Below are 19,232 nucleotides of genomic sequence, written 5' to 3'. Positions count from 1 at the left end.
CTCATGTCGTCACGTCGAAGGGTGCGGCCCGCCGCACCGGCCGGCGCGGCGGGTCTCACTCGACCCCGGACCGTAGGAGGCGGGCATGGGCCCGGCATGGACACGGCCCCAACGCCCGATGAAGGCCGGACGGCGGCTGTGCGGCCGTGAACGAGGGGCCCGCGGCCATTGCGTACAACTTGGCGGCCTGCCCTCGGAAGGGGTGGACGTAATGGATGTCACCGGATTAGGGTCCTTACGTGCCCGATATCTCCCTGGCCACCCTGGTCATGCTCTGCCTCGCCGCCCTGGTGGCCGGCTGGATCGACGCCGTGGTGGGCGGCGGCGGGCTGCTTCTGCTGCCCGCGCTGCTGCTGGGGCTGCCCCAGGTCTCCGCCGCCCATGTGCTCGGCACCAACAAGGCGGTGGCCATCGTCGGCACCACCGGCGCCGCCGTCACCTACGCCCGCAAGGCCCCGGTGAGCGTGGCGACGGCGGTGCGGATCGGGCTGATGGCGCTGGCCGGGTCGATGGGCGGGGCGTTCTTCGCCGCCGGGATCAGCAGCGAGGTGCTGCGCCCGGTCATCATGGTGGTGCTGCTCGCGGTGGCCGCCTTCGTGGTGCTACGCCCCGGGTTCGGCACCGCCGCGGCCGCCTCCGGGCCGGTCGGGCGGGGCCGCACGGTCACCGCGATCGTCCTCGTCGGCGGCGGGATCGGCTTCTACGACGGCCTGTTCGGCCCCGGTACCGGCACCTTCCTGGTGCTGGCGCTCACCGCGGTGCTCCATCTCAACCTGGTCACCGCCTCCGCGACGGCCAAGATCGTGAACGTCTGCACCAACGCGGGCGCGCTGGCGATGTTCGCCTACCAGGGCACGGTGCTCTGGCAACTGGCCGCGCTGATGGCGGTGTTCAACCTGGCGGGCGCGATGCTGGGCGCGCGGATGGCGCTGAGCCGGGGCGCCGAGTTCGTCCGCGGGGTGCTGCTGGTGGTGGTCTTCTCGCTGGTCGCCAAGCTGGCCTTCGACCAGTGGGGGTGAGCCGTGGGCGGGGGTGGTTCAACCGCGTGATACGGCGGTGGGCACCGTCTGCCGTACGCCGATGAGGTGCCCGAAGGCGACCACATTGGCCTGGTAGCCGCCGGTCCGCCGGTCGAACGCGCCGCCGCAGGTGATCACCCTCAGCTCGGCGCGGTCGGCCCCGCCGTAGACCTTGTCGTCGGGGAAGGCGTCGTTGTCGTACACCTCGACCGCGTCCACGGTGAAGACGGCGGTACGGCCGTCGGCGCGGTCCACCTCGACCCGGTGGCCCTTCTTCAGGGTGCCCAGGGAGTAGAAGACCGCGGGCCCCTGGTCGTTGTCCACATGCCCGGCCAGGACGGCGGCGCCCTCCGCGCCGGGGGCGGGCCCCTCCGCGTACCAGCCGGCGATGTTCCGGTTGGCGGCCGGCGGCACCTCCAGACCGCCGTCGGAGGCCAGCCCCAGCCGCATGAGCGGGGCGTCCACCTTCAGGTCGGGGATGCGCACCCGGTAGGGCGCCGCGGGCGGCAGCGGGTCGGCGGCCGCGGAGGTGTGCTGGTGCGGCCCGGCCGCGAAGGCCTGCGCCGCGGAGGGGACCGGCGGGGTGGTGTCCGCGGAGCCGTTCTGGATCAGCCAGAGGCCGACGAAGGCGGCGACCGCCAGGCCCCAGCCCTTGCCGCGGGCCTTGTCGTTGCCGGGCTGGGGCGCGGGATCGGACATGGCTGCCTCCTCGACGGGTGCGCGGGGGCGGGGCGTTCATCGTGGGGAGGGTGATGGGGCTCCCCACCCGCGCCGCGGTCTGGAGGGACACACGCGGCGGGGGCGGGGAGCGGGGCGGGGGCTTCGGGGACGGACCCCGGTCAGCCGTTCTGCGTGCCGCTCGCCCGGCGACGCAGGAACCACAGCCCGCCCGCGGCGGAGGCGGCCAGTACGCCCGCGCCCGCCGCGATCTGGGTGGTGTCCGGGCCGACGCTGCCGCCGACACCGGTCTTGACGTGGCCGCTGGGGTGGCGGCCACCGCTCTCCTCATGGCCCTCGGAGGACTCGTGGCCCCCGGAGGACTCATGGCCTCCGGACGACCCGCTGCCCCAGTCGTGCCCACCGCTGGACCCACCGGAGTCATGGCCTCCGGAGTCGTGGCCGCCGGTGCCTCCGGAGTCGTGCCCCCCGGAGCCCCCGGAATCGTGTCCGCCGGAGTGCTTGACGATCAGGTCGCCGGTGGCGGTCTTGCCGTTGTCGCAGGCCACGGCTATCGCATAGGTGCCCGACTTGGTGTGCTTGGGCACGGTGAAGCGCCCGACCACGATCTCCTTCTGGGTGCCCCGCTTCAGCTTGAACTCCCCGGCTCCCAGGGACTCCGCGTCACCCACCCCGCGCCCGTCCTTGCCGCAGGCGGTGGTGTTGACGGTGACGGTGTCGCCGGGGCTCGCGGGGGAGGGGTAGACCTCCAGCGAGCCGCGGTCTCCCGCGTACGCGGTCGGTGCGGCGAGCGCGCCGAGGGCGAGGGCCGCCAGTGCGGTACCGGTCAGCGGGCGGGCAGTGGTGCGCATGGGGGTCCTCCGGGGCCGCACGGTCGGACGGATGTCCTGGTCATGTCCTGGTCTTCTCCTTTCCGAGGTAACGGTCCGGGCCCGCGCCCCGCCTGCTGATAACGCATCAGTTTCCGGCGTACGGGCTCGTGACCGGTCCGTGTCGGCGGACGTCCTCGCAGCTCAGCGCTGTCCCCGAGGGCGTACGCCGGTCATCCGGCCGAACGGGTGAGCCGGTCGCTTGACCTCAACCAAGCTTGAGGAGTGAGGCTGTCGCCCATGCAGAGCAGCAGCGCCCCGAGCGCCCCCGAGACCGCCACCCGCCCGCTCCCCGACGACCGGCCGCGTACCGTTCCGCTCCGGCTCGCCGTCATCGTGGCCAGCAACCGCGAGGGGCGGTTCGGCCCCGTGGTGGCCGACTGGTTCCTCGCCCATGCCCGGGAGCACGCCGAGTTCGCCGTCGACGTGGTCGACCTGGCCGAGGCCGATCTGCCGACCGGGCTCTCCCGCGACCCCGGACCGGCCGCGGCGGCCACCCTGGCCGCGGTCGGCCCGGTGCTGGCCGCCGCGGACGCCTTCACCGTGGTGACCCCCGAGTACAACCACTCCTTCCCCGCCGCCCTGAAGAGCCTGATCGACTGGCACTTCACCGAGTGGCAGGCCAAGCCCGTCTCCTTTGTGTCGTACGGCGGACTGTCCGGTGGGCTGCGGGCCGTCGAGCAACTGCGCCAGGTCTTTGCCGAGATGCACGCGGTGACCATCCGCGACACGGTTTCCTTCCACAGTGCCCACGGCCACTTCGACGAGGAGGGCGCCCACCGCGACCCGGCGGTCCCGGACGCCGCCGCCAAGACGCTGCTCGACCAGCTGGCCTGGTGGGGGCACGCCCTGCGGGACGCCAAGGCGGTACGCCCGTACGGGGCATGAGGGGGCCGGGCCCCGCGGCGTACGGTGGGGGCGCCGCCGCCCGCCCCCACCCCCCCCGTAGCCCGAGGAGATCAGCATGCCCCCGGCCCCAGCTCCGGCCCTGACCGTACTGACCACCACCGACAGCGCCGAGAGCGCCGAGCGGCTGGCCCGGAGCGCCGTGGAGGCCCGGCTCGCCGCCTGTGCGCAGATCTCCGGGCCGGTCACCTCGGTCTACCACTGGAACGACGCGATCGAGACCGGCCAGGAGTGGCAGGTCTTCTTCAAGACGACGGAGGAGCGCTACGAGGAGCTGGAGGCCCAGCTGACCGCCGAGCACCCCTATGAGACGCCGGAGATCATCGCCCTGCCGGTGGTCCGCGGCAGTGCCGGCTATCTGGCCTGGCTGACGGCGGAGACCTCCGCCCGATGACTGTCCCCGACCCCCTCGGGCGCCCCCAGACCGCCCCCGACCGGGCCGCTCACCCCCTGCCCTTCTTCGTGTACGGCACGCTCCGGCCCGGCGAGTCCAACCACGCCCGCCATCTGCGCGGCCGCACCGCCGACGAGGAGCCCGCCCGGCTGCCCGGCACCCTGCTCTACGAGGGCCCCGGCTACCCCTACCTGGCCCGTGCGGGCGCCGGGGACGCGGGCGGTGCGGCGGGGGTGCTGGGGGAGCTGGTGACGGCCGCGCCGGGGGAGTACGAGGCGCTGCTGGCCGTACTCGACGCGCTGGAGGAGTTCCTGGCGCCGGGCCATCCGCTCAACGCCTACGAGCGGGAGCGGTGCGAGGCGGTGCGGCTGGCGGACGGGGCCCGGGTGGCCGCCTGGGTGTACGTGGCCGCCCCGGCGGTGCGGCTGGGCGCCGCGATCACCGGCGGCGACTGGCTCACCCGGCCGGGCCGGGCCCCGCTCCCGCCGCCGCCCTGAGGACCGTCAGCCGTCACGGCCGTCCCGCCACCGCCAGCGCCTCGGCCACGCCCGGCTCCTGGCGGCCCAGGAAGACCGGGTCGGGGCGGAGCGAGGCGTCCAGGGCGGCCTTCCCGGCGGCGGCCAGCTCGCGGACCCCGCCGTAGTACCAGGTCGCGTCGCGCCGCTCGTCCACCCCGACGCCGTACACATCGATCCCGGCCGAGCGGCAGAGCGCCACCGCGCGCCGGACGTGGAAGCCCTGGGTGATCAGCACCGCCCGGTCCACCCCGAAGATCCGCTTGGCCCGGACACAGGAGTCCCAGGTGTCGAAGCCCGCGTAGTCGCTGACGATCCGCCCGTCCGGCACCCCGCGCTCGCGGAGATAGCCGCGCATGGCGTCCGGCTCGTCGTAGTCGGCGCGGCTGTTGTCGCCGGTGACCAGCACCACCTTCACCTTGCCGTCCCGGTAGAGCCCGGCCGCCGTGTCCAGCCGGTGCGCCAGATACGGGGTGGGGCGGCCCTGCCGGAGGCCCGCCCCGAACACCACCGCCACGTCATGGGCGGGCACCTCCTCGGCGGTGCGCAGCCGGCTGTCGGCGACGGCGTGCATCCAGGTCGCGGGTGCCAGGGCGAGGACGCAGCCCAGCATCGCGCCCTGCACCAGCCGCCGCTGCCCCCGCCGTCCGACCGGCCACGGCCGCCACCCCCGTACTCCCCGCATCACACCGACCCGCCCCTCTGCTCCCGGCCGTTCCCCCGTCATCGGGGACCCCACCAGGGACGACGCGTCCGGGCGGCCATCGGTTCACCGCTGCGGCAGCCGGGACGCCGACGGCGGGCGGCGGCCGTAGAGGAGGGCGGCCAGGCAGGCGCCCAGCAGGCCGCCCCCGAGCTGGGCGGCGATGAAGCCGGGGAGGGAGGCGGGGGCTATCCCGGTGAACGAGTCGGTCAGTGAACGGCCCACCGTGGCGGCCGGGTTGGCGAAGGAGCCGGAGGAGGTGAACCAGATCGCGGCGGCGATGTACGCGGCCACGGCGAGCGGGGCGAGGGAGGCGCGGCCGATCCGGTCCAGCCCCTGGATCAGCAGGACGAGCCCGGCGGTGGCCACCGTTTCCCCGATCAGCAGATGGCCGTCCGAACGGAGCTGGGTGGACCAGGCGCCCGGCGGGCGGCCGAACATCGCCTCGGCGAGCAGCGCCCCGGCCACCGCCCCGGCGAGCTGGGCGGCGATGTAGAGCGCCACGCCCCGCCCGGTGAGCCCGGGCCCCGGTCGGGTGGGGGCGTGCCGTCCGGTCCACCAGGCCGAGAGGGTGACCACCGGGTTGAGGTGCGCCCCGGAGACGGGGGAGAAGAGGGCGATGAGCAGGCCCAGGCCGATCGCCGAGGCCAGCGAGTTGGCCAGCAGCCGCACCCCGGTGTCCTCGCTGAGCCCGCTGGCCTGGAGGCCCGAACCGACGATGACCGCCACCAGCGCGGCGGTGCCCACGAACTCCGCCACGGCGCGCCGCGCCAGGGTTCCCTCCATACCTCCACCCCACTTTTCGTTTTACGGAAACTTGATTCCGATCAGTGGAATTCATGGTACGGGGTGGGGCGGTCCGCGCCAGGCCGCGTCCCACGGTGCGACCCGGTCCGTCAACCCACGTCCCTTTGATCACCCCTCAGGGGTTCGTTGTCGGCCCGGGCGGTTACCTTCAACGCATGAACGGCACCAACGGCCCCCGCCCCGCCCCGTCCGGCGGCACCGCCCCCGCCCCGGACGCCCCGTACGACGGGCACGCCGCCGAGCGGTACGCGTCCGAGCCGGACAAGCGGCCGGGCCGTACCGCCTTCCAGCGGGACCGGGCCCGGGTGCTGCACTCCTCGGCGCTGCGCCGGCTCGCCGGCAAGACCCAGGTGGTCACCCCCGGCTCGCGCACCCACGCCTGGGACCCGACCCCGCGCACCCGGCTCACCCACTCCCTGGAGTGCGCCCAGGTCGGCCGCGAGCTGGGCGCCGCCCTCGGCTGCGACCCCGACCTGGTCGAGGCCGCCTGCCTCTCCCACGACATGGGCCACCCGCCCTTCGGGCACAACGGCGAGCAGGCGCTGGACGAGGTCGCCAAGGACTGCGGCGGCTTCGAGGGCAACGCCCAGTCGCTGCGGCTGCTCACCCGGATCGAGCCCAAGCGGTTCGCCCCCGACCCGGCCACCGGCGAGCTGGTCAGTGTCGGGCTCAACCTCACCCGCGCCGCGCTGGACGCCGCCACCAAGTACCCCTGGGTGCGCGGCGACCACCCCACCCAGCCCGCCTCGCCCAAGTTCGGCGTCTACGAGGACGACCTGCCGGTCTTCCGCTGGGTCCGCCAGGGCGCCCCGCGCGACCGCACCTGCTTCGAGGCGCAGGTCATGGACTGGGCCGACGACGTGGCCTACTCGGTGCACGACTTCGAGGACGGGCTGCACGCCGGGCACCTGGACCCCAACCTGCTGCACGCCGAGCCCGAGCGCGCCGACATCTGGCGGGTCGCCATCGGCCGCTACGTACCGGCGGACACCGACCCGCAGGAACTGGCCGACGCCCTCGACCGGTTGATGGAGCAGCAGTGGTGGCCGCACGGCTACGACGGCACCGCGGTGGCGCAGGCCCGGCTCAAGGACGCCACCAGCCAGCTCATCGGCCGCTTCTGCCTGGCCGCCGAGAGCGCCACCCGGGCGGTGCACGGCCCGGGCCGGCTCAGCCGGTACGGCGCCGAGCTGGTCGTCCCCCGCGAGGCGCGCCACGAGTGCGCGGTGCTCAAGGCGGTCGCCGACCGGTACGTCATACAGCGCGCCGAGCAGGAGACGCTCCGCGCCGACCAGCGGATCGTCGTCGCCGAGCTGGCCGAGGCGCTGGCCGCCCGCGCCCCCGAGGGCCTGGACCCCCAGTTCCGCGCCCTGTTCGACGCGGCCCGTGACGACCGGGCCCGCAAGCGGGTGATCGTGGACCAGATCGCCTCGCTCACCGACGCCTCCGCCCGCGCCCTGCACACCCGGCTCACCCAGCGGTAGCACCCCCGATGCCGCCGCGACCGCGGAACGTCTCCTTCCCGCCATCCCGCCGCGTACGGGACGCGGCGGGACGGCGGCGGCGTAGCGTGGAGATCCCGTGCCGCGGCCGCCCGGCACGTATCCGGGACCCCGCCGGGTAGCCGCCAGGAGAACCGAAGGACAACAGGAGGCACCAAGTGGTCGACGCAGATCAGACCTTCGTCATCGTCGGCGGAGGACTGGCCGGGGCCAAGGCCGCGGAGACGCTCCGCGCCGAGGGCTTCACCGGCCGGGTCATCCTCATCGGCGACGAACGCGACCACCCCTACGAACGGCCCCCGCTGTCCAAGGGCTACCTGGCCGGAAAGGACCCCCGCGAGGGCGCCTTCGTCCACGAGCACTCCTGGTACGCGCAGCATGACATCGAACTGCACCTGGGCCAGCCCGTCACCGCGCTGGACCGGCAGGCGAAGACGGTCCGCCTCGGTGACGGCACCCTCCTCGCCTACGACAAGCTGCTGCTGGCCACCGGCGCCGAACCGCGCCGCCTGGACATCCCCGGCACCGAGCTGGCCGGGGTGCACCATCTGCGCCGGCTCAGCCACGCCGACCGGCTCCAGGGCGTGCTGGCCGCGCTCGGCCGGGACAACGGCCATCTGGTGATCGCCGGGGCCGGCTGGATCGGCCTGGAGGTGGCCGCCGCCGCCCGCGGCTACGGCGCCGAGGTCACCGTGATCGAGTCCGCGCCCACCCCGCTGCACTCCGCCGTCGGCCCCGAGCTCGGCCAGCTCTTCGCCGACCTGCACGCCGAGCGCGGCGTCCGGCTGGCCTTCGGCACCCGGCTCACCGAGATCACCGGCCAGGACGGCATGGTCCTGGCCGCCCGCACCGAGGACGGCGAGGAGCACCCGGCGCACGCCGTGGTCGTCGCCATCGGCGCCGCCCCGCGCACCGCGCTCGCCGAGAACGCCGGGCTCGCCCTGGTCGACCGGGACCACGGCGGCGGCATCGCGGTGGACGCCGCGCTGCGCACCTCCGACCCGGACATCCACGCCGCCGGGGACGTGGCCGCCGCCGAGCACCCGCTGCTCGGCACCCGGCTACGGGTCGAGCACTGGGCCAACGCCCTCAACGGCGGGCCGGCCGCCGCCCGCGCCATGCTCGGCCAGGACGTCTCCTACGACCGGATCCCCTACTTCTTCTCCGACCAGTACGACCTGGGCATGGAGTACAGCGGCTGGGCCCCGCCCGGCGCCTACGACCAGGTGGTGCTGCGCGGGGACGCCGGGCGCCGCGAGTTCATCGCCTTCTGGTTGAAGGACCGCCGGGTGCTGGCCGGGATGAACGTCAACGTGTGGGACGTCACAGGGCCCATCCAGGACCTCATCCGCTCCGGCGCCCCGGTGGACCCGCACGTCCTCGCCGACCCCGCCACCCCGCTGGACGCGGTGCTGCCCCGGGTCTGAGGACGCCTCCCGTAGGCCTTCGGTCCTTCGGGAGGCCAGACGAGCGGGTGCCGCCGCGGCCGTAAGATTGCCGGGTGGCTGGCGGCAGGATCAACGACGAGGACGTGAAGGCGGTACGGGACGCGGTCCCGATCGACGCCGTGGTCGCGGAGTACCTCCAGCTGCGCAACGCCGGCGGCGGCAACCTCAAGGGCCTGTGCCCCTTCCACGACGAGAAGTCCCCGTCCTTCCAGGTCAGCCCGAGCAAGGGACTCTTCCACTGCTTCGGCTGCCAGGAGGGCGGGGACACCATCGCCTTCGTGATGAAGATCGACCACCTCTCCTTCTCGGAGACGGTCGAGCGCCTGGCCGCCAAGGCCGGCATCACCCTCCGCTACGAGCAGGGCGGCTACACCCCCGGCCACCAGCGCGGCGAGCGCATCCGGCTGGTGGAGGCGCATGAGCTGGCCGCCCGGTTCTACGCCGAGCAGCTGGGCTCCCCGGAGGCCGAGGCCGGCCGGGTCTTCCTCGCCGAACGCGGCTTCGACCAGGCCGCCGCCCAGCACTTCGGCGTCGGCTACAGCCCGGCCGGCTGGGACCACCTCACCCGCTTCCTGCGCGGCAAAGGCTTCACCGACAAGGAGCTGATCCTCTCCGGGCTCTCCCAGGACAGCCGCAGCGGCAAGCCCATCGACCGCTTCCGCGGCCGGCTGATGTGGCCCATCCGGGACACCGGCGGCGATGTCGTCGGCTTCGGCGCCCGCAAGCTCCGCGAGGACGACAACGGGCCCAAGTACCTCAACACCCCCGAGACCCCGATCTACCGCAAGTCCCAGGTGCTGTACGGGATCGACCTGGCCAAGAAGGAGATCGCCAAGTCCTCCCGGGCGGTGGTGGTGGAGGGCTACACCGACGTCATGGCCTGCCATCTGGCCGGGGTCACCACCGCCATCGCCACCTGCGGCACCTCCTTCGGCGGCGACCACATCAAGATCCTGCGCCGGCTGCTGATGGACAACGGCTCGGCCCGGGTGATCTTCACCTTCGACGGGGACGCCGCCGGGCAGAAGGCCGCGCTGCGGGCCTTCGAGGACGACCAGAAGTTCGCCGCCGAGACCTATATCGCCATCGCCCCCGACGGTATGGACCCCTGCGACCTGCGGCTCGCCAAGGGCGACCAGGCGGTGGCCGAACTGGCCGAGCCGCGCACCCCGCTGTTCGAGTTCGCGCTGCGCCAGATCACCGGCCGCTACGACCTGGAGACCCCGGCCGGCCGGGCCGCCGCCCTGGACGAGGCCGCCCCGGTGGTGGCCAAGCTGAAGGATCTAGCCGTTCGGCACGTTGTGGCTGTCCAGCTCGCTGGCATCGTCGGCATCTTTGACCAGGAGTTCGTTGTCCAGCGGGTTGCCCAGCTCGCCAAGTGGGCCCGAGACCGCGGCGGCCGCCCCGCCCCCCGGGCCCGTACCGGCGCCCACCGCTCCGAGCAGGTCCTCGCCCCGGCTGCCCCCCGTACGCCTTCCGGCCCCGCGCTCACTCTGCGCAACCCGGTCTACCGCACCGAGCGCGAACTGCTGAAGCTCGCCCTCCAATACCCGGCGCTGGTCTCACCCGCCTTCGACGCCTACGAGGCCGACGAGTTCACCGCCGCTCCCTACGCCGTGGTCCGCCAGACCATCGCCGACGCCGGCGGCGCCGAGCAGGGTGTGCACTCCGGCTCCGACTACCTGGCCGCGGTCCGCGAGGCCGCCGCCGACGACCAGGTCCGCGCACTGGTCACCGAGCTGGCGGTGGAGCCGCCGAACATCCGCAAGGTGGACGCGGTGTACGCCGACACCCAGCTGGTCGCGGTCCGGCTGCGCGCCGTGGACCGCCGGATCGACGAGGTCAATAGCTCACTGACCCGCCTCGGCTCGGGCGGTGACCCGCAGGCGTTCGCTGCCGTGCAGAACGAGCTCTGGGTGCTCCAGCAGTACGGCCAGTCCCTCCGCACCAACGGCGCCGCGGCGCTGTAAGGCCCCATCCCTCCGGGGCCGTGTCACCCTCCGGACCCGGCCGGTCGCGCGCGGTTCGCAGAAAATCGCCGCACGCCCCTCGTGGCCGCGATGTGTCGTACCCCACACTGAGGGCGGTGCCGCACCGCCGGGCCGCCCGAACGTCATCGGGCCGCACGCCCCCGCTCCGGTCGCCGCCCGTGGGAGGGATCCACTCGGGACCCGCCCCGGTCCGGCCGCCGTCGCCCCGCCGCCGTACGCCACCGGCGGCGAACACCCAGGAGGTCGCCCCCGTGCAGACCCGGACCCTGACCCTGACGCCGGTAGAGGCCGCCCCCGACGGGCCCGTACCCCTGCCCGTACCGCCGCCGCTCACCGACGGGGGAGCGGCGGCCGAGCAGGAGCAGCCGGACCCGGAGGCGGAGGCGGTGCCGCCGCGGCGCGCCCGCGCCGCCGAGTCCGCGGGCACCGGCGGGGCCACCGCCGACCTGTTCCGCCAGTACCTCCGCGAGATCGGCCGCATCCCGCTGCTGAGCGCCGCCGAGGAGGTGGAGCTCGCGCGCCGGGTCGAGGCGGGGCTGTTCGCCGAGGAGAAGCTGACCCGCACCCGCGACCTGGACACCCGGCTCGCGCACGACCTGGACCGGCTGGTCGTCATGGGCCGGATCGCCAAGCGCCGCCTGATCGAGGCCAATCTGCGGCTGGTGGTCTCCGTCGCCAAGCGGTACATCGGCCGCGGGCTGACCATGCTCGACCTGGTCCAGGAGGGCAACCTCGGGCTGATCCGGGCGGTCGAGAAGTTCGACTACACCCGCGGCTACAAGTTCTCCACCTACGCCACCTGGTGGATACGGCAGGCCATGTCCCGGGCGCTCGCCGACCAGGCCCGCACCATCCGGGTCCCGGTCCATGTGGTGGAGCTGATCAACCGGGTGATCAGGGTGCAGCGCGGGCTGCTCCAGGAACGCGGCTGCGAACCCACCCGGGAGGAGGTGGCCGCCCATCTCGGGCTGGCGCCGGAGCGGGTGGGGGAGGTGCTGCGGCTCGCCCAGGAGCCGGTCTCGCTGCACACCCCGGTCGGCGAGGAGGACGACGTGGCGCTCGGCGACCTCATCGAGGACGGCGACGCCCCCTCGCCGGTGGAGTCCGCCGCCTTCCTGCTGCTGCGCCAGCACCTGGAGGCGGTGCTCTCCACTCTCGGCGAACGGGAGCGCAAGGTCGTCCATCTGCGCTACGGGCTGGACGACGGCCGCCCCCGCACCCTGGAGGAGATCGGCCGCCTCTTCGGCGTCACCCGGGAGCGGATCCGGCAGATCGAGTCCAAGACCCTGGGCAAGCTCCGCGACCACGCCTACGCCGAGCAGCTCCGCGGCTATCTGGACTGACGGCCCGCCCGCCGGGCACCGCTGCCGTCAGGAGTCGTCGCGCTGCCGCCGCCAGGCACTCTCCAGCGCGGTGCCGACAGCGCCACCGAGGCCTATCCCCAGGCCGATGCCCACCGCCGGATTGCCGAGCAGCGTGCCGAGGCTGACACCGAGCGCCGTCCCGACACCCAGCCCCAGCGCGATCCCCGCCCCCTGCGCCCGCCCACCGGCGCCCGCCCCGTCGACCTCCGGCGTACCGCCGTCCTGCCGCTCTCCGGCCATGTCTCCCCCTCAGATCGGCTCCGCCCCTGGTCAGCGGGGCGGACGTCCGCTCACCCTAGTCGTCCGCCCCGCCGCCGGGCACTCTCCAGCGCACCGCCCAGCCCGGTCCCCAGGGCCACCCCCAGGCCGACGCCCAGCGGGGCGAGGCCGTCCATCAGCAGGCCGAGGCCCACGCCCAGGGCCGTCCCGACGCCCACCCCCAGCGCCATCCCCGCGCCCGGCATCCGCCCGCTCCGGGCGCCCATGCGCACCCGCCCCAGGGGCACCCCGCCGTCGCGCCGCTTCGCCATACCGTCCGCCCCAGCCGCCCGTCCGTGTGCGCCGCACCACGGGTCGGGGGCGGCCACGCACACCGTAGCCGCCCCCTCCCGCCGATCACCGACTGCCCGCTCAGTCGACCTCCGCCACCGCCTGGGCGAACTGCGCCGCGTACAGCCGGGCGTAGGCGCCCCGGGCGGCCAGCAGCTCCCGGTGCGTGCCCTGCTCCACGATCGCGCCGTCCTCCATCACCAGGATCACGTCCGCGTCCCGGATCGTGGAGAGCCGGTGCGCGATGACAAAGCTGGTCCGGCCGTGCGCCAGGCGGGCCATCGCCTTCTGGATCAGTACCTCGGTACGGGTGTCCACCGAGCTGGTGGCCTCGTCCAGGATCAGGATCAGCGGGTCCGACAGAAACGCCCGGGCGATGGTGATCAGCTGCTTCTCGCCCGCGCTGACCCCGGAGCCCTCGCCGTCTATCACCGTGTCGTAGCCGTCGGGGAGGGTGCGGATGAACCGGTCGGCGTGCGCGGCCTTCGCGGCCTCCTCGATCTCGGCCCGGCCCACCTCGCGGTCGGCGGGGGCCCCGTAGGCGATGTTCTCCGCGATGGTGCCGCCGAACAGCCAGGTGTCCTGGAGGACCATGCCGATCCGGGCCCGCAGCTCCTCCCGGCGCATGGAGGCGATGTCGGTGCCGTCCAGCAGGATGCGGCCGCCGGTCACCTCGTAGAACCGCATCAGCAGGTTGACCAGCGTGGTCTTGCCCGCGCCGGTCGGACCGACGATCGCCACCGTCTGCCCGGGCGACACCGCCAGCGACAGCTCCTCGATCAGCGGCCGCTCCGGGTCGTAGCGGAACGCCACCTTCTCCAGCTCCACCCGGCCGCCGGCCTTCTCCAGCCCCACCGGCTCCACCGGGTCGCCGGCCGACGGCCGATCCCCGGCCCGGCGGCCCGTTCCGGACGCGTCCGGCTCCTGCTCCTCCGCGTCCAGCAGCTCGAAGACCCGCTCCGCCGACGCCACCCCCGACTGCACCAGGTTCGCCATGGACGCCACCTGGGTCAGCGGCATCGAGAACTGCCGCGAGTACTGGATGAACGCCTGGACGTCGCCGATCGACAGCGCGCCGGTGGCCACCCGCAGTCCGCCGACCACCGCCACCAGCACATAGTTCAGGTTCGAGATGAACATCATCAGCGGATGCATGATCCCGCTGTTGAACTGGGCGCGGAACGAGGCCTGGTACAGCTCCTCGTTCTGCTCGCGGAAGTCCTCCGCCGCCTCGCCCTGCCGGCCGAAGACCTTCACCAACGCGTGCCCGGTGTACATCTCCTCGATATGCGCGTTCAGCCGGCCGGTGGCCCGCCACTGCTGGACGAAGTGCGGCTGGGAGCGCTTGCCGACCCGGGTCGCCACCACCACCGACAGCGGCACCGTCACCAGCGCCACCAGGGCCAGCAGCGGCGAGACGTAGAACATCATCACCAGTACGCCCAGGATGGTCAGCAGCGAGTTGACCAGCTGGCCCATGGTCTGCTGCATGGTCTGGCCGATGTTGTCGATGTCGTTGGTCGCCCGGCTGAGCACCTCACCGCGCCTGGCCCGGTCGAAGTACGCCAGCGGCAGCCGCTCCAGCTTGTGCTGCACCGCCTCCCGCATCCTGAACACCGTGCGGTTGATCACCCGGATCGACAGCCGCGAGGACACCAGCATCAGCAGCCCGGCCACCGCGTACACCGCCAGCGCTACCAGCAGCGTCCGGCCGACCGCGGCGAAGTCGATGCCCTGCCCGGGGGTGAACGCCACCCCGGACAGCAGATCGGCCAGCCCGCCGTCCCCGTCCGCCCGCAGCCGCGCCACCACCTGGTCCTTGGCTACGCCCTCCGGCGTCTGCCGCCCCACCACCCCGGCGAACACCAGGTCGGTGGCCCGGCCCAGGATCAGCGGGCCGACCACCGACAGCGCCACACCCAGCGCGCCCGCCAGCAGCATCGGCCACAGGGTCAGCCGCTCCGGGGCGAGCTGCCGCAGCAGCCGCTTGCCCGACACCTTGAAGTCCGTCGAACGCTGGTCGGGCCCGCCGCCCGCCATCATCCGTCCCGCCGGCCCCGCCATCAGGCAGCCTCCGCCTCGGTCAGCTGGGAGAGCACGATCTCCCGGTACGTCTCGTTCTCCGCCATCAGCTCATGGTGGCGGCCCACGGCCACCACCCGGCCCTCGTCCAGCACCACGATCCGGTCGGCCTCCCGGATGGTGGAGACCCGCTGGGCCACGATCACCACCGTCGCCTCGGCCGTCTCGGCGGCCAGCGCCGCCCGCAGCGCCGCGTCCGTGGTGTAGTCCAGCGCCGAGAAGGAGTCGTCGAAGAGATAGATCTCCGGCCGCTGCACCAGCGTCCGGGCGATCGCCAGCCGCTGGCGCTGCCCGCCGGAGAAGTTGGTCCCGCCCTGCGACACGGGGGCGTCGAGCCCTCCCTCCAGACCGCGGACGAAGTCGGCGGCCTGTGCCACCTCCAGCGCGTGCCACAGCTCCGCCTCGCTCGCGCCGGGCCGGCCGTAGCGCAGGGTGGAGCCCACCGTCCCGGAGAACAGATACGGCCGCTGCGGCACCAGCCCCACGATCCGCGCCAGCACCGCCGGGTCCAGCCGCCGCACGTCCACCCCGTCCACCAGCACCTCGCCGCCGGTCACATCCGACAGCCGCGGCACCAGCCCCAGCAGCGTGGACTTGCCGCTGCCGGTCGAGCCGATCACCGCCGTCACCTCACCGGGCCGCGCCTCCAGGTCCACCCCGCGCAGCACCGGCTCCTCCGCGCCCGGATAGCGGAAGTCCGCCCCGCGCACCTCCAGGTGCCCGGCCCGCTCCAGGACCGTCACCGGCGCCGCCGGCGGCACCACGCTGGACTCCGTACGCAGCACCTCCTCGATCCGCTCGGCGCACACCTCGGCCCGCGGCACCTGCATGAACATGAAGGTGGCCATCATCACGGACATCACGATCTGCATCAGATACGCCAGGAACGCGGTCAGCGCGCCGATCTCCATCCCGCCGGAGTCGATGCGGTGCGCCCCGAACCAGACCACCACCACGCTGGAGACGTTCACCACGGTCATCACCACGGGGAACATCAGCGCCATCAGCCGCCCGGTGCCCAGCGACACCTCGGTCAGCTCCTCGTTGGCCCCGCGGAACCGGCCGCGCTCATAGCCGTCCCGGACGAAGGCGCGGATCACCCGGTTGCCGGTGATCTGCTCCCGCAGCACCCGGTTCACCGTGTCCAGCCGCTTCTGCATCAATCGGAACAGCGGCCGCATCCGGCGCACGATCGCGTACACCGACAGCCCCAGCACCGGCACCACCGCCAGCAGCACCGCCGACAGCGGCACATCCTGCCCGAGCGCCAGCACGATCCCGCCCACGCACATGATCGGCGCCGACACCATCACGGTGAACGCCATCAGCACCAGCATCTGGATCTGCTGGACGTCATTGGTCGTCCGGGTGATCAGCGAGGGCGCCCCGAAGGCCGCCACCTCGCGCGACGAGAAGGACTGCACCCGCTCGAACACCGCCGCCCGGACATCCCGCCCCAGCGCCGCCGCGGTCCGCGCGCTGAGCCGCACCGCGCCGATGCTGCACACCACCTGCGCCACCGACACCGCGACCATCACCGCCCCGAAGCGCAGCACGTAACCGGTGTCCCCGCGGACCACCCCGTGGTCGATGATGTCCGCGTTCAGCGTCGGCAGATAGAGGGTGGCGCAGGTCTGCAGGAACTGCAGCGCCACCAGCAACGCCATCGGCCGCCGATAGGGCCCCAGGTGGTTGCGGAGTAGTTGTCTGAGCACGGATCAACTATCGCCCGGACCGGCCGCCGACCACGAGTCGGTTTCCGTGGACTTTGCCGTACGGGGCCCAGGGCGCCCGCGGCTGTCCGCCGGCCGGGGGGCCGGGGGCTACCGCCCTGCCGGGCTCTCGAACGCCCCCGGATGCAGCTGCTCGCGCGTCGCCGTGTACTGCTGGCGCACCGCCTGGCCCATGGCCAGCTCCTCGCCCGCCTCGAAGACCTGCGCGGACGCCCCCTGCCAGGCCGGCGGGGCCTGCGGGGACAGGGTGCCCTGGGAGACGCCCAGCGCCCACGCCGCCTGCCGCGCCGCACCCAGTGCCGCGTAATCCGCCGGCTGGGGGACGACCACCTGCGCGCCGAACACCGCGGGCGCCACCGCCTGCACCGCGGGCAGCTCCGCCGCCGCACCCAGCAGGAACACCCGCCGCACCTGGACGCCCCGGCCGCGCAGCACGTCCAGCGCGTCCGCCAGCGAGCACAGCATCCCCTCGAACGCCGCCCGCGCCAGGTGCTCCGGCTTCATCGACTCGCGGCGCAGCCCGCTGAGGGTGCCCGCGGTGTGCGGCAGGTTCGGGGTGCGCTCACCCTCCAGATACGGCAGCAGCACCAGCCCCGAGGCGCCCGGTGTCGACTTCAGCGCCAGCGCCGACAGCTCCGGGAGGTCCTCCGCGCCCAGCATCTCCGCCGTACCGCGCAGCGCCCGCACCGCGTTCGACGTCGACACCACCGGCAGATGCATCCCGGTGGCGTCCGCGAACGAGGTGATCATCCCGCTCGGGTCGGCCAGCGCCTCGTGGTGCACCGCCATCACCGAACCGGAGGCGCCCAGCGACACCACCGCGTCCCCGAGCGCCAGCCCGAGCCCGAAGGCGGCCGCCATGGTCTCCCCGGTCCCGGCCGAGATCAGCAGGCCCTCCGGGGTCATCCCGGCCGCCTCGGCCGGACCCAGCACCTCCGGCAGCGCCGCCTGGTGGCCGAGCGCCAGCTCCACCAGGTCGGGGCGGTACGCGCCGGTGCCCGCCGACCAGTACCCCGTACCCGAGGCCGCGCCCCGGTCCGTGGTGCGCCGGGCCGGCCGCCCCAGCAGCTGCCAGACCAGCCAGTCGTGCGGCTGGAGCACCATCGCCACCCGGGCCGCCGCCTCCGGCTCGCCGCGCGCCAGCCACCGCAGCTTCGCCACCGGCTGCGCCGCCTGCGGTACGCAGCCCACCGCCTCCGCCCACGCCTGACGGCCGCCGAACCCCTCGACGAGGTCGGCGGCCGCCACCTGCGCCCGCTTGTCGTTGCCCACCAGCGCGGGGCGCACCAGCGCCCCTTGCCGGTCCAGCGGCACCAGCCCGTGCTGCTGGGCCGAGACGCCGATGGCCTGCACGCCCTCCAGCAGCCCGCCCGAGGCGGCCTCGCCCAGCGACAGCAGCCACGCCTGCGGATCCACCTCGGTGGCCTTGGGCTCCACCGGATGCGGTGCGTACCCCTGCCGCAGCACGGCGCCCGTGTCGGTGTCGCAGACGACGATGCGCGTGAATCCCGACGAACTGTCCAACCCGGCGACTATCCCCATGGGAGGAGATTCTGCCGCACGGACCATCGCTCCGGACGGGTCGGGCAAGCCGGATCCGTCTGGTCAGGTGTTGGTCGTCCCCCACTCGTCCTCACCGGTGCGCGAGCGCTCCTTGAGCGAGCGCACCCGCTCGGCGACGGACTCCGGCATCCGGTCGCCGACCTTGTCGCTCACCTGGTGCAGCGCCTTGCCGGCCACCTCCCGCCCGGTCTGCGCGGCGGACTCCGCCGCGTTGCGCACCGCGGGGTTCTGCGAGAGCTGCCGCGCCTGCTTGCGCAACTGCTCGTACCGCTCCCGCCCCGCCCTGGTTCCGAGGACATACCCCAGAGCCACTCCCACCACGAACGTGAGCTTGTAACGCATGGCTGCCACCCTTCCGTCGGCGTCGGTGCAGACCGCCTACCCGTCAGGGGCAGGGATCACCCCGGATACCGATTGGCGGAGCACCCCCCTGCTTGCGCTAATGTATGTGTCGCAGCGAGCGCCCGCCCCCCGGGAGCACCCCGGCGGGTACGTTCGGTGCAACGCAGCAATCCCCTGTAGCTCAATTGGCAGAGCAGCCGGCTGTTAACCGGCAGGTTACTGGTTCGAGTCCAGTCGGGGGAGCGCGATCCCCTGTAGCTCAATTGGCAGAGCATTCGGCTGTTAACCGGAGGGTTGCTGGTTCGAGTCCAGCCGGGGGAGCTCCACCGCGAAGAGGGTCCCCCGGGGCCCTCTTCGCCGTTTCCCGCCCTTGTCCCGTCCGGCCTTCCGAGGCCGTTTCCCCCAGGTGGGAACCGCCCGGACCGCTGCGGAGTCCTCATGGTCAGGCATGGCCGACCAGCCGGAGCAGGAGATCGTATGACCGGCTATGCTGCGGCAGACGACGCGCACACATGTACGCGACGCGCCGTGAGGGGCGGTAGCTCAGCCGGTTAGAGCAGCGGACTCATAATCCGTCGGCCGTGGGTTCGAGTCCCACCCGCCCCACCGTAAGAAACGTTCTGACCTGCGGCGGGCCTTCGGCGCACGCCGCTGCCAGGAGGGCGCGGCGGGCGCCTTCGACCGGTCACCCGCCTTCTCCACATCCCCGCCCGGTGGCACCGCTCGTGTGTGCGACGGCCGTGCCCCGCGGTCGCACGGTGTTTCCC

The 19,232-nt window shown here is 73.6% G+C and carries 18 protein-coding genes and 3 tRNA genes; 11 read left to right on the top strand and 10 right to left on the bottom strand.

The window, feature by feature from the left end; genetic code table 11:
- Positions 1 to 239: 239 nt before the first annotated feature.
- Entirely contained in the window at positions 240 to 1,019 is a 780-nt protein-coding gene (locus tag ABZ945_RS08395) for a TSUP family transporter (RefSeq protein ID WP_361265896.1), read from the top strand.
- An 18-nt stretch (positions 1,020 to 1,037) separates the two neighbouring features.
- On the opposite strand, the gene ABZ945_RS08390 is transcribed toward ABZ945_RS08395, so the two are convergent.
- On the bottom strand, positions 1,038 to 1,718 hold the full coding sequence (locus tag ABZ945_RS08390) for a class F sortase (protein ID WP_361265893.1): 681 nt from the start codon (positions 1,716 to 1,718) through the stop codon (positions 1,038 to 1,040).
- Between the two features lie 140 nt (positions 1,719 to 1,858).
- Positions 1,859 to 2,548, bottom strand: a complete 690-nt coding sequence (locus ABZ945_RS08385) for a hypothetical protein (RefSeq protein ID WP_361265890.1) — start codon at positions 2,546 to 2,548, stop codon at positions 1,859 to 1,861.
- A gap of 258 nt (positions 2,549 to 2,806) precedes the next feature.
- On the opposite strand from ABZ945_RS08385, the gene ABZ945_RS08380 reads away from it, so the two are divergent.
- From ABZ945_RS08380 to ABZ945_RS08370, 3 genes are all read left to right on the top strand, one after another.
- Positions 2,807 to 3,454, top strand: coding sequence for an NAD(P)H-dependent oxidoreductase (locus ABZ945_RS08380; RefSeq protein WP_361265887.1), 648 nt, complete (start codon positions 2,807 to 2,809; stop codon positions 3,452 to 3,454).
- A gap of 76 nt (positions 3,455 to 3,530) precedes the next feature.
- On the top strand, positions 3,531 to 3,866 hold the full coding sequence (gene cutA / locus ABZ945_RS08375) for a divalent-cation tolerance protein CutA (protein ID WP_361265884.1): 336 nt from the start codon (positions 3,531 to 3,533) through the stop codon (positions 3,864 to 3,866).
- The gene (locus ABZ945_RS08370; RefSeq protein WP_361265881.1) at positions 3,863 to 4,363 is read left to right on the top strand and encodes a gamma-glutamylcyclotransferase family protein; all 501 of its coding nucleotides are present in this window, start codon (positions 3,863 to 3,865) and stop codon (positions 4,361 to 4,363) included. The genes cutA and ABZ945_RS08370 overlap by 4 nt, the downstream gene beginning before the upstream one ends.
- 13 nt (positions 4,364 to 4,376) lie before the next feature.
- On the opposite strand, the gene ABZ945_RS08365 is transcribed toward ABZ945_RS08370, so the two are convergent.
- Both ABZ945_RS08365 and ABZ945_RS08360 read right to left on the bottom strand, forming a co-directional pair.
- On the bottom strand, positions 4,377 to 5,066 hold the full coding sequence (locus ABZ945_RS08365) for an ElyC/SanA/YdcF family protein (protein WP_361266013.1): 690 nt from the start codon (positions 5,064 to 5,066) through the stop codon (positions 4,377 to 4,379).
- 84 nt (positions 5,067 to 5,150) lie between these two features.
- A complete protein-coding gene (locus ABZ945_RS08360; RefSeq protein ID WP_361265878.1) occupies positions 5,151 to 5,870 on the bottom strand; it encodes an aquaporin in 720 nt (239 codons plus the stop codon).
- A gap of 176 nt (positions 5,871 to 6,046) precedes the next feature.
- Between ABZ945_RS08360 and ABZ945_RS08355 the strand changes: the two genes are divergently transcribed.
- From ABZ945_RS08355 to ABZ945_RS08340, 4 genes are all read left to right on the top strand, one after another.
- The gene (locus tag ABZ945_RS08355) at positions 6,047 to 7,375 is read left to right on the top strand and encodes a deoxyguanosinetriphosphate triphosphohydrolase (RefSeq protein ID WP_361265875.1); all 1,329 of its coding nucleotides are present in this window, start codon (positions 6,047 to 6,049) and stop codon (positions 7,373 to 7,375) included.
- Positions 7,376 to 7,551: 176 nt separating this feature from the next.
- Complete coding sequence (locus ABZ945_RS08350; RefSeq protein ID WP_361265872.1) at positions 7,552 to 8,820, top strand: FAD-dependent oxidoreductase; 1,269 nt, start codon at positions 7,552 to 7,554, stop codon at positions 8,818 to 8,820.
- A gap of 74 nt (positions 8,821 to 8,894) precedes the next feature.
- The gene (gene dnaG / locus ABZ945_RS08345; RefSeq protein WP_361265869.1) at positions 8,895 to 10,811 is read left to right on the top strand and encodes a DNA primase; all 1,917 of its coding nucleotides are present in this window, start codon (positions 8,895 to 8,897) and stop codon (positions 10,809 to 10,811) included.
- A gap of 188 nt (positions 10,812 to 10,999) precedes the next feature.
- A complete protein-coding gene (locus ABZ945_RS08340; RefSeq protein ID WP_361266011.1) occupies positions 11,000 to 12,175 on the top strand; it encodes an RNA polymerase sigma factor in 1,176 nt (391 codons plus the stop codon).
- A 27-nt stretch (positions 12,176 to 12,202) separates the two neighbouring features.
- Here ABZ945_RS08340 and ABZ945_RS08335 read toward each other — a convergent pair whose 3' ends face one another.
- From ABZ945_RS08335 to ABZ945_RS08310, 6 genes are all read right to left on the bottom strand, one after another.
- Positions 12,203 to 12,436: a hypothetical protein gene (locus ABZ945_RS08335; RefSeq protein WP_361265866.1), complete on the bottom strand. Its 234-nt coding sequence runs from the start codon at positions 12,434 to 12,436 to the stop codon at positions 12,203 to 12,205.
- Between the two features lie 50 nt (positions 12,437 to 12,486).
- Positions 12,487 to 12,726, bottom strand: coding sequence for a hypothetical protein (locus ABZ945_RS08330; protein ID WP_361265863.1), 240 nt, complete (start codon positions 12,724 to 12,726; stop codon positions 12,487 to 12,489).
- A 100-nt stretch (positions 12,727 to 12,826) separates the two neighbouring features.
- On the bottom strand, positions 12,827 to 14,809 hold the full coding sequence (locus ABZ945_RS08325) for an ABC transporter ATP-binding protein (RefSeq protein ID WP_361265860.1): 1,983 nt from the start codon (positions 14,807 to 14,809) through the stop codon (positions 12,827 to 12,829).
- Positions 14,809 to 16,542, bottom strand: coding sequence for an ABC transporter ATP-binding protein (locus tag ABZ945_RS08320; protein ID WP_361265857.1), 1,734 nt, complete (start codon positions 16,540 to 16,542; stop codon positions 14,809 to 14,811). Before ABZ945_RS08320 ends, ABZ945_RS08325 begins: the two co-directional genes overlap by 1 nt.
- A gap of 108 nt (positions 16,543 to 16,650) precedes the next feature.
- On the bottom strand, positions 16,651 to 18,102 hold the full coding sequence (locus tag ABZ945_RS08315) for an FGGY family carbohydrate kinase (RefSeq protein ID WP_361265854.1): 1,452 nt from the start codon (positions 18,100 to 18,102) through the stop codon (positions 16,651 to 16,653).
- Between the two features lie 63 nt (positions 18,103 to 18,165).
- Positions 18,166 to 18,465 (bottom strand): YtxH domain-containing protein, encoded by a 300-nt coding sequence (locus tag ABZ945_RS08310; RefSeq protein WP_248632192.1) that lies wholly within the window; start codon positions 18,463 to 18,465, stop codon positions 18,166 to 18,168.
- 170 nt (positions 18,466 to 18,635) lie between these two features.
- On the opposite strand from ABZ945_RS08310, the gene ABZ945_RS08305 reads away from it, so the two are divergent.
- The 3 genes from ABZ945_RS08305 (at position 18,636) to ABZ945_RS08295 (ending at position 19,071) form a co-directional block, all read left to right on the top strand.
- Positions 18,636 to 18,708, top strand: a tRNA-Asn gene (locus tag ABZ945_RS08305).
- Positions 18,709 to 18,713: 5 nt separating this feature from the next.
- Positions 18,714 to 18,786, top strand: a tRNA-Asn gene (locus ABZ945_RS08300).
- Between the two features lie 211 nt (positions 18,787 to 18,997).
- Positions 18,998 to 19,071 (top strand) — tRNA-Ile (locus tag ABZ945_RS08295).
- Positions 19,072 to 19,232: the final 161 nt, after the last annotated feature.

It is taken from the genome of Streptomyces sp. NPDC046887 (assembly GCF_040644755.1).
GTDB lineage: Bacteria > Actinomycetota > Actinomycetes > Streptomycetales > Streptomycetaceae > Streptomyces > Streptomyces lichenis.
Note: the sequence above shows the minus strand (reverse complement) of the source record. Positions and strands in the feature narration are given on the sequence as shown.

Bases quoted from the DNA above. Each gene is read 5' to 3' on its own strand.
- ABZ945_RS08360 (WP_361265878.1), bottom strand. From the start codon at position 5,870: ATGGAGGGAACCCTGGCGCGGCGCGCCGTGGCGGAGTTCGTGGGCACC.
- cutA (WP_361265884.1), top strand. From the start codon at position 3,531: ATGCCCCCGGCCCCAGCTCCGGCCCTGACCGTACTGACCACCACCGAC.
- ABZ945_RS08310 (WP_248632192.1), bottom strand. From the start codon at position 18,465: ATGCGTTACAAGCTCACGTTCGTGGTGGGAGTGGCTCTGGGGTATGTC.
- ABZ945_RS08330 (WP_361265863.1), bottom strand. From the start codon at position 12,726: ATGGCGAAGCGGCGCGACGGCGGGGTGCCCCTGGGGCGGGTGCGCATG.
- ABZ945_RS08380 (WP_361265887.1), top strand. From the start codon at position 2,807: ATGCAGAGCAGCAGCGCCCCGAGCGCCCCCGAGACCGCCACCCGCCCG.
- ABZ945_RS08390 (WP_361265893.1), bottom strand. From the start codon at position 1,718: ATGTCCGATCCCGCGCCCCAGCCCGGCAACGACAAGGCCCGCGGCAAG.
- ABZ945_RS08325 (WP_361265860.1), bottom strand. From the start codon at position 14,809: ATGGCGGGGCCGGCGGGACGGATGATGGCGGGCGGCGGGCCCGACCAG.
- ABZ945_RS08355 (WP_361265875.1), top strand. From the start codon at position 6,047: ATGAACGGCACCAACGGCCCCCGCCCCGCCCCGTCCGGCGGCACCGCC.
- ABZ945_RS08315 (WP_361265854.1), bottom strand. From the start codon at position 18,102: ATGGGGATAGTCGCCGGGTTGGACAGTTCGTCGGGATTCACGCGCATC.
- ABZ945_RS08370 (WP_361265881.1), top strand. From the start codon at position 3,863: ATGACTGTCCCCGACCCCCTCGGGCGCCCCCAGACCGCCCCCGACCGG.
- ABZ945_RS08365 (WP_361266013.1), bottom strand. From the start codon at position 5,066: ATGCGGGGAGTACGGGGGTGGCGGCCGTGGCCGGTCGGACGGCGGGGG.
- ABZ945_RS08385 (WP_361265890.1), bottom strand. From the start codon at position 2,548: ATGCGCACCACTGCCCGCCCGCTGACCGGTACCGCACTGGCGGCCCTC.
- ABZ945_RS08335 (WP_361265866.1), bottom strand. From the start codon at position 12,436: ATGGCCGGAGAGCGGCAGGACGGCGGTACGCCGGAGGTCGACGGGGCG.